Source organism: Enterobacter sp. NFIX58, from assembly GCF_900110475.1.
Taxonomy (GTDB): domain Bacteria; phylum Pseudomonadota; class Gammaproteobacteria; order Enterobacterales; family Enterobacteriaceae; genus Enterobacter; species Enterobacter quasiroggenkampii.
Window position 1 is genome coordinate 30,107 of sequence record NZ_FODW01000004.1, and the last position, 12,790, is coordinate 42,896.

At 56.1% G+C, this 12,790-nt stretch carries 11 protein-coding genes and 2 tRNA genes; 11 read left to right on the forward strand and 2 right to left on the reverse strand.

What is annotated here, in order from left to right; genetic code table 11:
* Positions 1-91: 91 nt before the first annotated feature.
* On the reverse strand, positions 92-1,144 hold the full coding sequence (gene rsgA / locus BMW97_RS16500; protein ID WP_008502927.1) for a small ribosomal subunit biogenesis GTPase RsgA: 1,053 nt from the start codon (positions 1,142-1,144) through the stop codon (positions 92-94).
* Between the two features lie 107 nt (positions 1,145-1,251).
* Here rsgA and orn point away from each other — a divergent pair, with 107 nt between their 5' ends.
* The 3 genes from orn to BMW97_RS16515 all read left to right on the forward strand — a co-directional run bounded on the left by orn (position 1,252) and on the right by BMW97_RS16515 (position 2,181).
* Complete coding sequence (gene orn / locus BMW97_RS16505; protein ID WP_045909541.1) at positions 1,252-1,797, forward strand: oligoribonuclease; 546 nt, start codon at positions 1,252-1,254, stop codon at positions 1,795-1,797.
* A gap of 196 nt (positions 1,798-1,993) precedes the next feature.
* A tRNA-Gly gene (locus tag BMW97_RS16510) sits at positions 1,994-2,069 on the forward strand.
* A 36-nt stretch (positions 2,070-2,105) separates the two neighbouring features.
* A tRNA-Gly gene (locus BMW97_RS16515) sits at positions 2,106-2,181 on the forward strand.
* Positions 2,182-2,451: 270 nt separating this feature from the next.
* Here the strand turns inward: BMW97_RS16515 and queG are convergent.
* Positions 2,452-3,591 (reverse strand): tRNA epoxyqueuosine(34) reductase QueG, encoded by a 1,140-nt coding sequence (queG, locus tag BMW97_RS16520; RefSeq protein ID WP_045907959.1) that lies wholly within the window; start codon positions 3,589-3,591, stop codon positions 2,452-2,454.
* On the opposite strand from queG, the gene nnr reads away from it, so the two are divergent.
* The 8 genes from nnr (at position 3,590) to hflK (ending at position 12,789) form a co-directional block, all read left to right on the forward strand.
* Positions 3,590-5,113, forward strand: coding sequence for a bifunctional ADP-dependent NAD(P)H-hydrate dehydratase/NAD(P)H-hydrate epimerase (gene nnr, locus BMW97_RS16525; protein WP_045907960.1), 1,524 nt, complete (start codon positions 3,590-3,592; stop codon positions 5,111-5,113). The two genes, queG and nnr, sit on opposite strands and share 2 nt — an antisense overlap.
* Positions 5,106-5,567 (forward strand): tRNA (adenosine(37)-N6)-threonylcarbamoyltransferase complex ATPase subunit type 1 TsaE, encoded by a 462-nt coding sequence (gene tsaE, locus BMW97_RS16530; RefSeq protein ID WP_045907961.1) that lies wholly within the window; start codon positions 5,106-5,108, stop codon positions 5,565-5,567. Before nnr ends, tsaE begins: the two co-directional genes overlap by 8 nt.
* Before the next feature lie 16 nt (positions 5,568-5,583).
* On the forward strand, positions 5,584-6,924 hold the full coding sequence (gene amiB, locus BMW97_RS16535) for an N-acetylmuramoyl-L-alanine amidase AmiB (protein WP_045907962.1): 1,341 nt from the start codon (positions 5,584-5,586) through the stop codon (positions 6,922-6,924).
* 9 nt (positions 6,925-6,933) lie between these two features.
* Positions 6,934-8,778 (forward strand): DNA mismatch repair endonuclease MutL, encoded by a 1,845-nt coding sequence (gene mutL, locus BMW97_RS16540; RefSeq protein WP_045907963.1) that lies wholly within the window; start codon positions 6,934-6,936, stop codon positions 8,776-8,778.
* Complete coding sequence (gene miaA, locus BMW97_RS16545) at positions 8,771-9,721, forward strand: tRNA (adenosine(37)-N6)-dimethylallyltransferase MiaA (RefSeq protein WP_045907964.1); 951 nt, start codon at positions 8,771-8,773, stop codon at positions 9,719-9,721. Before mutL ends, miaA begins: the two co-directional genes overlap by 8 nt.
* Positions 9,722-9,806: 85 nt before the next feature.
* A complete protein-coding gene (hfq, locus tag BMW97_RS16550; RefSeq protein WP_008502919.1) occupies positions 9,807-10,118 on the forward strand; it encodes an RNA chaperone Hfq in 312 nt (103 codons plus the stop codon).
* A 74-nt stretch (positions 10,119-10,192) separates the two neighbouring features.
* Positions 10,193-11,473, forward strand: coding sequence for a ribosome rescue GTPase HflX (hflX, locus tag BMW97_RS16555; RefSeq protein WP_023310136.1), 1,281 nt, complete (start codon positions 10,193-10,195; stop codon positions 11,471-11,473).
* Positions 11,474-11,529: 56 nt separating this feature from the next.
* Positions 11,530-12,789 carry an FtsH protease activity modulator HflK gene (gene hflK, locus BMW97_RS16560; protein ID WP_045907965.1) on the forward strand — a complete coding sequence of 420 codons (1,260 nt, stop codon included), beginning with the start codon at positions 11,530-11,532 and terminating at the stop codon, positions 12,787-12,789.
* Position 12,790: the final 1 nt, after the last annotated feature.

A 12,790-nucleotide genomic window follows, 5' to 3' on the forward strand; every position in this document is an offset into this window, starting at 1 on the left:
CTCCAGGCCATTGTTTTGTCGTTCCTGATCCGGCGTTAAGCCGCCGGAACCTGAAAAAAGGGGACGATTTTAGCGATGCTTAGCTTAGTTGTCAGTTATCAGAATCAGAAAAGTTTTTACGCGTTTTTACCTGATCCATGCTCTCAAGAATACGGTGGTAATTCTCGAAGCGGGTCTCCGCAATTTCGCCTTTCTCAACCGCTTCACGGATAGCGCAGCCTGGGTCGTTATCGTGTTTACAGTCGCGGTACTTGCAAGCGCCTAAATAATCATGGAATTCGACAAATCCGTTAAAGATTTGTTCCGGCTCCAGGTGCCATAAACCGAACTCTCGCACGCCCGGGGAGTCGATGACATCGCCCCCGTGCGGGAAGTGATACAGGCGTGACGCGGTGGTGGTGTGCTGGCCCAGGCCCGAGACATCAGAGACATCGTTGGTGAGGATCTCTTGTTGCAGACCAAGCAGGTTGTTCAGCAGGCTCGATTTGCCCACGCCGGACTGGCCCGCAAAGATGCTGATGCGATCGGTAAGCGCCTCTTCCAGCGGTTTCAGACCATCTTTGGTGTAGCTGGAGACCATCAGGACGCGGTAGCCAATCTTGCGATAGATATCCATCTGCTCATTGACGAAGGCCATTCCGTCGTCGTCCAGCAGATCGATTTTGTTCAGCACGATAATCGGCTCAACCTGCAGCGTTTCGCAGGCGACGAGGTATCGGTCGATAATATTGAGCGACAGTTCGGGCAAAATCGCCGATACGATAACAATCTGGTTAATATTGGCGGCAATCGGTTTGACCCCGTCGTAGAAATCGGGACGGGTTAACACAGACGTGCGCTCATGGACCGCTTCAACGATACCTTTTACCGTCACGCCTTCCGCCGCCTCTTTCCCCGGCCGCCAGACGACGCGGTCGCCGGTCACCAGAGAACGAATGGTCCGGCGGATGTTGCAGCGGTGAATCGCACCATCGGCGGATTCCACGTCAGCGTGCATACCGAAACGGCTGATGACTACGCCTTCCGTTGGGTCGCCAAACAGGTTGTCGTCGTAATCGACCTTCTCCGCAGTGGTTTTAAGACGGCGCTGGTGATTGGCATTCACGCGGCGCTGCTGCCCTTTGGAGAGTTTATTTTTACTCAATCGCACTGGCTCCTGGTCGCCCGTAGGGGGCAAAACCTCTATGATACACTCTAATTAATACTAGTTAACCTGCTACTGCCGGTTATGCGAGAAGGGTGGAAAATAACATGAGCGCGGATGAAAACAACCTGATTTGGATCGATCTCGAAATGACCGGGCTGGATCCCGAGCGCGATCGCATCATTGAAATTGCAACCCTGGTGACGGACGCCAATCTGAATATCCTGGCGGAAGGGCCAACGATAGCGGTGCATCAGTCCGATGATCAGCTGGCGTTGATGGATGAGTGGAACGTGCGTACCCACACCGGCAGTGGTCTGGTGGAGCGCGTGAAGGCGAGCACCATGGGTGACCGTGAGGCGGAGCTGGCGACGCTTGAGTTCCTGAAAAAGTGGGTTCCGGCGGGCAAATCGCCTATCTGTGGGAATAGTATCGGTCAGGATCGTCGTTTCCTGTTTAAGTACATGCCGGAGCTGGAGTCTTACTTCCACTACCGCTATCTGGATGTCAGCACGTTGAAAGAGCTGGCGCGTCGCTGGAAGCCTGAAATCCTCGACGGCTTTAAAAAGCAGGGGACGCATCAGGCGATGGACGATATCCGTGAGTCCGTGGCGGAGCTTTCCTACTACCGCGAAAACTTTATTAAGCTGTGATTTTGAGATCCGGCGCCTTGCGTGGCCGGGTTTTTGTCGTTAAATTGTTCAGCTTGCCGATTAAATAAGCATTTGAACTGAATTTCGAAAAAATCGCTTTAAGGGGGGTTGCAGCTAAAAGGATTTCTCGTATAATGCGCCTCCCGTAACGACAGAGAATTACACGTTACGACAGCAACAAAAGCAGTGCAGATTTGCGGGAATAGCTCAGTTGGTAGAGCACGACCTTGCCAAGGTCGGGGTCGCGAGTTCGAGTCTCGTTTCCCGCTCCAAAATTTGAAAGTGCTTCCACAGCACAGACCACCCAAGCGGGAATAGCTCAGTTGGTAGAGCACGACCTTGCCAAGGTCGGGGTCGCGAGTTCGAGTCTCGTTTCCCGCTCCAAATTCTTCTTCATCTCTAAAATATCCACAGCGAAAAGCGTCGCTGGGGGCGTTTTCTATTGTCTCTGAAATACTCTTGTGAACAGAGTTATCCACAGAAACTGCGCTTAACCGAAACAGGGTTAAAACTTAGCAGGGTGAATAATATCTTCATAACGCACTGTATTTGCAGTATAAAATTTGATTTCAAAATGTTATTGAGATCACTTGACCTCATCTCCAGCCCAGATGGCGCTTGAGTTTGTAATTTTATTCACAGGCTGTGAATAGTTCAGGCATCCCGCGGAAGCCCTTTCTCAATCACCCTCACCAGACGCTGTTTCTTCGGTAGCTGCACCTCGACCACGCAGGCATTACGCTTCTCTATCTGCTGCGCAATCGCCCATTCTATGTGTTCATCAAGAAGTGGGTGCTCACCTCGACGGCTTTCAAGCGCCCGAATGTTGGCTTCATCCCACGGGGCATTCCCCAGCGCGACGGCGATATTTCTCAGCCAGCGCAGATGGCCGATACGGCGAATAGCCGAACCCTCCGTCACTTTCAGGAACCAGGCCTCGGACCAGGCGAACAGCTCAATGAGCGGCGGGGCATGGAGCGCCTTACGCGGGTTGAAATCCTCTTCGTCAGTAAGCTGCGAATAGCGGTTCCATGGGCAGATGAGCTGGCAATCATCGCAGCCGTAGATGCGGTTGCCGATAAGCGGTCGAAATTCCTCTGGAATGGCCCCTTCCAGTTCGATAGTCAGGTAGGAGATACAGCGGCGCGCATCAACGGTGTAGGGCTCAACGATGGCGCCGGTAGGGCAGATGGTCATACAGGCCACGCAGCGGCCACAGCCTTCCTCTACCGGGCCGTCTACCGGCAGCGGTAAATCGATCAGCAGTTCACCGAGGAAGAAGAACGATCCGGCGTCGCGGCTAAGGATAAGTGAGTGCTTACCTGTCCAGCCAAGCCCGGCTTTTTCGGCGATCGGACGCTCAAGAATAGGCGCGGAATCGACAAAGGGTCTAAAATTCAGCGAAACACAGTGCTGCTGAATAGTTTCCCCGAGTTTTTTTAAACGGTTACGCAGAAGCTTATGGTAATCACGTCCCAGGGCGTACCGGCTAACGTAACCCAGCGAGGGGTCTTTTAGCGTGCGCGCAAAGGCCGCGTTGGCGGGCAGATAATTCATGCGCACGCTGATGACGCGTAATGTGCCCGGCAAAAGCTCGTGTGGACGGGCGCGCATCATGCCATGACGCGCCATCCACTCCATTTCGCCGTGGTATTGTTTATCCAGCCAGGCCTGCAGTTTCGGCTCGCTGGCGGAAAGGTCGGTATCGGTAATGCCCACCTTCTGGAAGCCAAGCTCAGCACCCCACTGTTTTATTTTTTGCGCTAATTCATTGAGATCGAGGGGCTGTGACATGACGGACCATACGGTGAAGAAAAACCCCGCAAGTATACCACATTCCATCTGGCATGCGGATGACCTCCGGCGCGCCGAAAAAGAGGCTGCAGACAGCCTCGGGATTACCCTGTATGAACTGATGCTGCGCGCGGGTGAGGCGGCGTTTGACGTTGCCCGAAGCGCCTTTCCGCAGGCGGCTCACTGGCTGATTCTGTGCGGGCACGGCAACAACGGCGGTGATGGCTACGTCGTTGCCCGTCTCGCGGTGGCTGCGGGTCTCCGCGTGACCTTGCTGGCTCTCGAAAGTGATAAACCGCTGCCGGAAGAGGCCAGCGCGGCGCGGGAGGCATGGCTGAACGCAGGCGGTGTGATTCATGCGCCTGATATCGTCTGGCCAGAGGGTGTTGATCTGATTGTTGACGGGCTGCTGGGCACCGGGCTGCGCAGTGCGCCGCGCGAAAACGTTGCCGCACTCATTGAACACGCTAACAGACATTCCGCCCCGGTAGTCGCCCTGGATATTCCCTCTGGCCTGATGGCACAAACCGGCGCGACGCGGGGGGCGGTGATTCAGGCGGCACATACGGTGACCTTCATCGCCCTCAAGCCGGGGTTACTGACCGGCAAAGCGCGGGATGTCGTCGGCGTGCTGCACCACCGTGCGCTGGGACTGGAGAGCTGGCTCGCCGGGCAGGACATGCGCATCGCGCGTTTTGATGCATCGCAGCTTGCTGCATGGCTCCCGCCGCGCCGGCCGACGTCCCATAAGGGCGATCACGGCAGGCTGGTCATTGTGGGCGGCGACCACGGTACGGCAGGTGCGATTCGCATGACCGGTGAAGCGGCTTTGCGCAGCGGCGCCGGATTAGTGCGAGTGCTCACTCGCATTGAGAATATTGCGCCAATCATCACCGCCCGACCGGAGCTGATGGTCCATGAGCTTACGCTTCAGACGCTGGAGGAAAGCCTGGAATGGGCGGACGTGGTGGTGATCGGTCCCGGGCTTGGACAGCAGGCGTGGGGTAAACAGGCCCTGCAAAAGGTCGAGAATTTTCGCAAACCGATGCTGTGGGATGCCGACGCGCTTAACCTTCTGGCAATAAACCCGGATAAGCGTCACAATCGCATTCTGACGCCACACCCCGGCGAAGCCGCGCGGCTGCTTAACTGCAGCGTGGCAGAAATTGAAAGCGATCGCTTACTTTCTGCTCAGCGTCTGGTAAAACGTTACGGAGGTGTTGCTGTTTTAAAAGGGGCAGGAACCGTTGTCGCCTGTGACGAGACGCAGGGGATTATTGATGCCGGAAATGCGGGCATGGCGAGCGGCGGCATGGGCGATGTGCTTTCCGGCATCATCGGCGCATTGCTTGGACAGAAACTTCCCCTTTATGATGCAGCCTGCGCGGGCTGCGTGGCTCACGGCGTTGCGGCGGATAAACTGGCTGCGCGTTACGGTACACGCGGTATGCTGGCCACCGATCTCTTTTGCACGCTGCGGCGTGTTGTTAACCCGGATGTGATTGACGTAGAAAATGACTAATCGAGCGATTCCTTTACCTGATGAACAAGCCACTTTAGAACTCGGCAAGCGCGTGGCGCAGGCCTGTCAGGGGGCAACCGTCATTTATCTGTATGGTGATTTAGGTGCGGGTAAAACCACCTTCAGCCGGGGTTTTTTACAGGCGTTAGGGCATAACGGGAATGTGAAAAGCCCAACCTACACGCTGGTAGAACCGTACACCCTTGAAAATCTCATGGTGTACCACTTCGATTTATACCGCCTTGCGGATCCTGAGGAGCTGGAATTTATGGGGATCCGTGATTATTTTGCCAATGATGCCATCTGCCTGGTGGAGTGGCCGCAACAAGGTGCGGGTGTGCTGCCTGACCCGGATGTCGAAATTCACTTAGATTACCAGACACAAGGGCGTGAGGCACGCATCAGTGCTGTTTCCTCATCAGGCAGTTCCTTACTGGCGCGACTGGCCGGTTAAGCGTAGGGATGACGGGATGATAAATCGCGTTAAAGGTTGGTTGTTGGCTGCCACCGTGCTGCTGTGCGCGCAGGCCGGGGCGGCAAACCTCTCAGATATTCAGGTCTCAAACGGCGAAAGCCAGGCACGGATCACGTTCAGCTTTATGGGCGATCCTGAGTATGCGTTTTCACAGCCAGACAGCCACAGCGTGGCGCTGGATATCAAACAGACAGGCGTGATCCAGGGACTTCCGCTGCAGTTCAGCGGCAACAACCTGGTGAAAAGTATCCGTTCGGGTACGCCGCAGGATAGCCAGTCGTTACGCCTGGTGGTCGATCTGACCGAAAAGGGCAAAACGAAGGCGGTGAAGCAGCAAAACGGGGCGAACTATACGGTGGTCTTTACCATCAATGCCGATGTCCCGCCACCGCCTCCACCGCCGCCGGTCGTTGCGAAACGCGTCGAAGAACCGGTGTATACGCCGCGTCCTGCTGAACCTGCGCGTAATCCGTTTAAATCGCAGAACGATCGCATCACTGCGGCAACCAGCAGCAATACGGTAACGCGTCCGGCAGCGAGTGCGCGCCGTGCAGCGGCCAGCGGTGACAAAGTGATTATCGCCATTGATGCGGGTCACGGTGGACAGGATCCGGGTGCGATTGGCCCGGGGGGGACGCAAGAGAAAAATGTCACCATCGCCATTGCCCGTAAGCTGCGTGCGCTGCTCAACGACGACCCTATGTTCAAAGGCGTGTTGACCCGCGACGGGGATTACTTCATTTCGGTGATGGGGCGTTCGGACGTTGCACGTAAGCAGAATGCGAACTTCCTGGTCTCCATCCACGCGGATGCTGCGCCAAACCGTAACGCGACCGGCGCCTCGGTATGGGTACTCTCGAACCGTCGCGCCAACAGCGAAATGGCCAACTGGCTGGAAGAGCATGAGAAGCAGTCTGAACTGTTAGGCGGCGCGGGCGATGTGCTGGCAAACAGCCAGTCAGACCCGTATCTCAGCCAGGCGGTGCTGGATTTACAATTCGGTCATTCTCAGCGCGTCGGGTATGATGTCGCCACTAACGTATTGAACCAGCTGCAAAGTATTGGCGTGCTGCATAAGCGTCGTCCTGAACATGCCAGCCTCGGCGTTCTGCGCTCGCCAGATATCCCGTCCATCCTTGTAGAGACGGGCTTTATCAGTAACAACGGTGAAGAGCGTCTGCTGGGAAGCGACAGCTATCAGCAGCAAATTGCCGAAGCGATTTATAACGGTCTGCGTAAATACTTTGATGCCCATCCGCTGCAGTCTGCGCCACAGAGTGGCGCAGGCCAGACGGCCAGCGCAGCGCTGCCGGGTGAGATGACCGCGACCAACTAAGGAGAATTCATGCCGATTCAGGTTCTGCCGCCGCAGCTTGCGAACCAAATCGCCGCCGGTGAGGTGGTGGAACGTCCTGCGTCGGTCGTGAAGGAGCTGGTGGAAAACAGCCTTGATGCGGGCGCGACCCGTATTGATATTGATATCGAGCGCGGTGGCGCGAAGCTTATCCGCATTCGTGATAACGGCTGTGGCATAAAAAAAGAGGAGCTGGCGCTGGCGCTGGCCCGTCACGCCACCAGTAAAATTGCTTCTCTGGATGACCTGGAGGCGATTATTAGCCTCGGCTTTCGCGGTGAAGCGCTGGCCAGTATCAGCTCGGTTTCGCGCTTAACGCTGACCTCCCGTACCGCCGAACAGCAGGAAGCCTGGCAGGCGTACGCCGAAGGGCGCGATATGGATGTAACGGTCAAACCCGCGGCGCACCCTGTCGGCACGACGCTTGAAGTATTAGATCTCTTCTACAACACCCCCGCCCGACGCAAGTTCATGCGTACCGAGAAGACCGAATTCGGACACATCGACGAGATCATCCGCCGTATCGCGCTGGCGCGTTTCGATGTCACCATCAACCTCAGCCACAACGGCAAGGTGATGCGCCAGTATCGCGCGGTGGCGGAAGGTGGACAGAAAGAGCGACGGCTGGGCGCCATTTGCGGGACCCCGTTTCTGGAACAGGCGCTGGCCATTGAGTGGCAGCACGGCGATCTGGCGCTGCGCGGCTGGGTAGCCGATCCGAATGCGAGCAGCGCTGCGTTTGCGGAGATCCAGTATTGCTACGTCAACGGCCGCATGATGCGCGACCGTCTCATCAATCACGCCATTCGCCAGGCCTGTGAAGACAAGCTCGGGGCCGATCAGCAGCCTGCTTTCGTGCTTTATCTGGACATCGACCCGCATCAGGTGGATGTGAACGTCCATCCTGCCAAGCACGAAGTGCGGTTCCACCAGTCGCGACTGGTGCATGATTTTATCTATCAGGGCGTGCTGAGCGTGCTGCAGCAGCAGGTTGAAACGTCGTTGCCGCTGGAACACGCAGAACCGGCACCACGCCCAATCCCGGAAAACCGCGTCGCGGCGGGCCGCAACCATTTTGCGGAGCCCGCCGTCGCGCGTGAATCGGAAGCGCCGCGCTTTTCCTCCGCCGGGGGCGCACCGCGTCCAACGGGTGCCAATTACCCGAATGTCCAGCCTGGCTATCAAAAGCAGCAGGGCGCGTTGTACCGCAAACTGCTGGAAACGCCGGCCGTGGAGCGTAAAACATCCATTCCGGCGCCTCAGCCTTCTCTGGACGGTCACAGCCAGAGTTTTGGTCGTGTGCTGACGATCATCGCGCCGGATATGGCGCTGCTGGAGCGTGACGGTAAATTGATGCTTCTGGCACTGCCGGTGGCCGAACGCTGGCTCAAACAGGTGCAGCTCACGCCGGGCGAAAATGCCGCCTGTGCGCAGCCGCTGTTAATTCCGGTTCGCCTGAAAATATCCCCTGATGAAACAAGGGTATTGCTGCGCGCTGAGGCGCAGCTGGCGCAGATGGGGATTGAAACTGTGCTCGAACCGCAACATGTGACAATTCGTGCAGTGCCTTTACCCTTACGCCAACAAAATTTACAAAACTTGATTCCTGAACTGATAGGCTACCTGGCGCAGCAAACAGCGTTTGATGCCGCTAACACCGCGCAGTGGATCGCCCGTCATCTGGCAAGCGAACACACACCGTGGAGCATGGCACAGGCCATTAGCGTGCTGGCGGAGGTGGAACGCCTCTGTCCGCATCTGGTGAAAACGCCGCCGGGTGGATTATTACAACCTGTTGATTTACAAACGGCGATGAACGCCCTGAAACATGATTGATGTAAGTAAGGCGAGCCTGCCTAAGGCAATTTTTTTAATGGGCCCAACGGCCTCCGGCAAAACGGCGCTCGCCATTGAGTTGCGTAAAGTTTTGCCTGTAGAGTTGATTAGCGTCGACTCCGCCCTCATTTATCGGGGGATGGACATCGGCACGGCGAAGCCTGGCGCAGAAGAGCTGCGTGCGGCACCGCACCGTTTGCTGGATATACTCGACCCGGCTCAGGCTTACTCCGCAGCGGATTTTCGCCGGGATGCCTTAGCCGAGATGGCCGAGATAACGGCGGCGGGGCGTATACCGCTGTTGGTTGGCGGAACCATGCTCTACTTCAAGGCGCTGCTGGAGGGGTTATCACCTCTGCCATCCGCGGACCCGGAAGTAAGAGCGAAAATTGAGCAGCAGGCGGCAGAGCAGGGTTGGGACGTTTTGCATCAGCAACTGGCGGAGATTGATCCGGTTGCCGCAGCACGGATCCATCCAAATGATCCGCAAAGGCTTTCCCGGGCACTGGAAGTTTTTTTCATTTCGGGTAAAACTTTAACGGAACTGACGCAAACGTCAGGAGACGCTCTGCCGTATCAGGTGCATCAGTTCGCCATCGCCCCGGCGAGCCGTGAACTGCTCCATCAGCGAATTGAGCAGCGTTTTCATCAGATGTTAGCTTCAGATTTTGAAGCAGAAGTGCGGGCGTTATTTGCCCGTGGAGATTTGCATACGGACATGCCTTCCATTCGTTGTGTGGGATACCGCCAGATGTGGTCGTATCTTGAAGGTGAGATTTCATACGATGAAATGGTTTATCGAGGTGTTTGCGCCACGAGACAGTTAGCGAAGCGCCAGATCACCTGGTTGCGCGGTTGGGAAGGGGTTCACTGGTTAGACAGTGAAAAACCACAACAGGCGTTAAACGACGTGATTGAGGTTGTTGGTGATATCGCTCACTGAATGTGTACAATTGAGACGTATCGTGCGCAATTTTTCAGAATCGCAAGGTTCTAAGTACAAAACAAGCATATAAGGAAAAGATAGAATGGCTAAGGGGCAATCTTTACAAGATCCGTTCCTGAACGCATTGCGTCGGGAACGTGTTCCAGTTTCTATTTATTTGGTGAATGGTATTAAGCTGCAAGGTCAGATTGAGTCTTTCGATCAGTTCGTGATTCTGTTGAAAAACACGGTCAGTCAGATGGTCTACAAGCACGCTATTTCTACTGTTGTTCCGTCCCGTCCGGTATCTCATCACAGCAATAACGCTGGCGGCGGCACAGGTAGTAACTACCATCATGGCAGCAACGCGCAGGGTTCTTCAACGCCAGCGCAGGACAGCGACGAGACCGAATAAGGTTTCGCACTGTTATCCACACGGGGAGCCAGGGATCCTGCGTTCCCCGCTGATCTTTTTAGAGAGGTTTACGCTTGTTTGACCGTTATGATGCCGGTGAGCAGGCGGTGCTGGTACACATCTATTTTTCGCAAGACAAAGATATGGAAGACCTCCAGGAGTTTGAATCTCTGGTCTCTTCCGCCGGTGTCGAAGCAATGCAGGTGATTACCGGTAGCCGTAAAGCGCCGCACCCAAAGTATTTTGTTGGTGAAGGTAAAGCAGTCGAAATTGCGGATGCCGTAAAAGCAACCGGCGCGTCAGTCGTGTTGTTTGATCATGCGCTGTCTCCAGCCCAGGAGCGCAACCTGGAAGCTCTCTGCGAATGCCGTGTTATCGATCGCACGGGATTGATTTTAGACATTTTTGCTCAGCGTGCACGTACCCACGAAGGGAAACTGCAGGTTGAACTGGCGCAGCTGCGCCATCTGGCAACGCGTCTGGTGCGTGGCTGGACCCACCTTGAAAGACAAAAAGGCGGGATTGGTTTGCGCGGCCCGGGTGAAACCCAGCTCGAAACCGACCGTCGTTTGCTGCGTGGCCGAATTACCCAGATCCTCTCACGTCTGGAAAGGGTTGAGAAACAGCGTGAGCAGGGGCGTCGGGCACGAACCAAAGCCGACATCCCGACGGTGTCGCTGGTGGGGTATACCAACGCCGGTAAATCCACCCTGTTTAACCAGATAACCGAGGCCCAGGTTTATGCCGCAGACCAGCTGTTTGCGACCCTGGACCCTACGCTGCGCCGTATTGACGTCGCAGACGTCGGTGAAACGGTGCTGGCGGATACCGTAGGGTTTATCCGTCACCTGCCGCATGACCTGGTGGCGGCATTCAAGGCCACCCTGCAGGAGACGCGACAGGCGACGCTGCTGCTGCACGTGATTGATGCGGCAGACGTGCGCGTGCAGGAGAACATCGACGCGGTGAACGTGGTGCTCGAAGAGATCGACGCCCACGAAATTCCCACGCTGTTGGTCATGAACAAGATCGATATGCTGGACGATTTCGAACCGCGTATCGACAGAGATGAAGAGAACAAACCGATTCGGGTCTGGCTTTCTGCCCAGACCGGTATTGGTGTGCCACTGCTTTTCCAGGCTTTGACAGAACGTCTTTCCGGTGAGGTAGCTCAGCACACGCTGCGACTGCCGCCACAGGAAGGCAGGCTGCGCAGCCGGTTTTATCAGCTTCAGGCGATAGAAAAAGAGTGGATGGAGGATGACGGCAGCGTGGGGATGCAGGTGCGTATGCCGATCGTTGACTGGCGTCGCCTCTGTAAACAAGAACCTGCGCTGGTCGACTATATCGTCTGATCAGAAAGGGGATGCCTGAATAATTCGCCCTTGCATAACAAATATGGAGCATATACATGGCGTGGAATCAGCCCGGTAATAACGGACAGGACCGCGACCCGTGGGGAAGCAGCAATAATCAAGGCGGCAACTCTGGGGGAAATGGCAACAAAGGTGGTCGCGAGCAGGGGCCGCCGGATCTGGATGATATCTTCCGCAAGCTGAGCAAAAAGCTTGGTGGTCTTGGCGGAGGTAAAGGTTCTGGCTCAGGTGGAAATTCCACCCAGGGGCCGCGCCCGCAAATGGGTGGCCGCGTAGTGGGTATTGTTGCCGCTGCAGTGGTAATCATCTGGGCTGCTACCGGGTTCTACACCATTAAAGAAGCGGAACGCGGTGTGGTGACCCGCTTCGGTAAGTTCAGCCATCTGGTTGAGCCGGGCCTGAACTGGAAACCGACCTTCATTGACGACGTGACTGCGGTCAACGTGGAATCCGTCCGTGAACTGGCCGCCTCCGGCGTGATGCTGACCTCTGACGAAAACGTCGTGCGCGTTGAGATGAACGTGCAGTACCGCGTGACCGATCCAGAGCGTTATCTGTTTAGCGTGACCAGCGCCGATGACAGCCTGCGTCAGGCGACCGACAGCGCCCTGCGTGGTGTCATCGGTAAATACACCATGGACCGCATTCTGACCGAAGGTCGTACCGTTATTCGTAGCGATACCCAGCGTGAGCTGGAAGAGACCATTCGTCCGTATAACATGGGTATTACCCTGCTGGACGTCAACTTCCAGGCTGCCCGTCCGCCGGAAGAAGTAAAAGCGGCCTTTGACGATGCGATTGCTGCACGAGAAAACGAACAGCAGTACATCCGTGAAGCAGAAGCTTACACCAACGAAGTTCAGCCGCGTGCTAACGGTCAGGCGCAGCGTATTCTGGAAGAAGCGCGTGCGTATAAGACCCAGACCATCCTGGAAGCACAGGGTGAAGTGGCTCGCTTTGCGAAGATCCTGCCTGAATATAAAGCGGCGCCGGAAATTACCCGTGAGCGTCTCTATATCGAGACCATGGAAAAAGTGCTGAGCCACACCCGCAAAGTGTTGGTTAACGACAGTAAAGGCGGAAACCTGATGGTGCTGCCGCTGGATCAGATGCTGAAAGGCGGTTCTGCTCCGGCAGCAAAAGACAACAGCGGTGCGAACAACCTGCTGCGTCTGCCGCCATCCTCAACGGGCAGCGCCAGCACGAACACAACGCCTTCTTCGAACGATGGTGACATTATGGACCAACGCCGTGCTAACGCGCAGCGTAACGACTACCAGCGTCAGGGGGAATAAG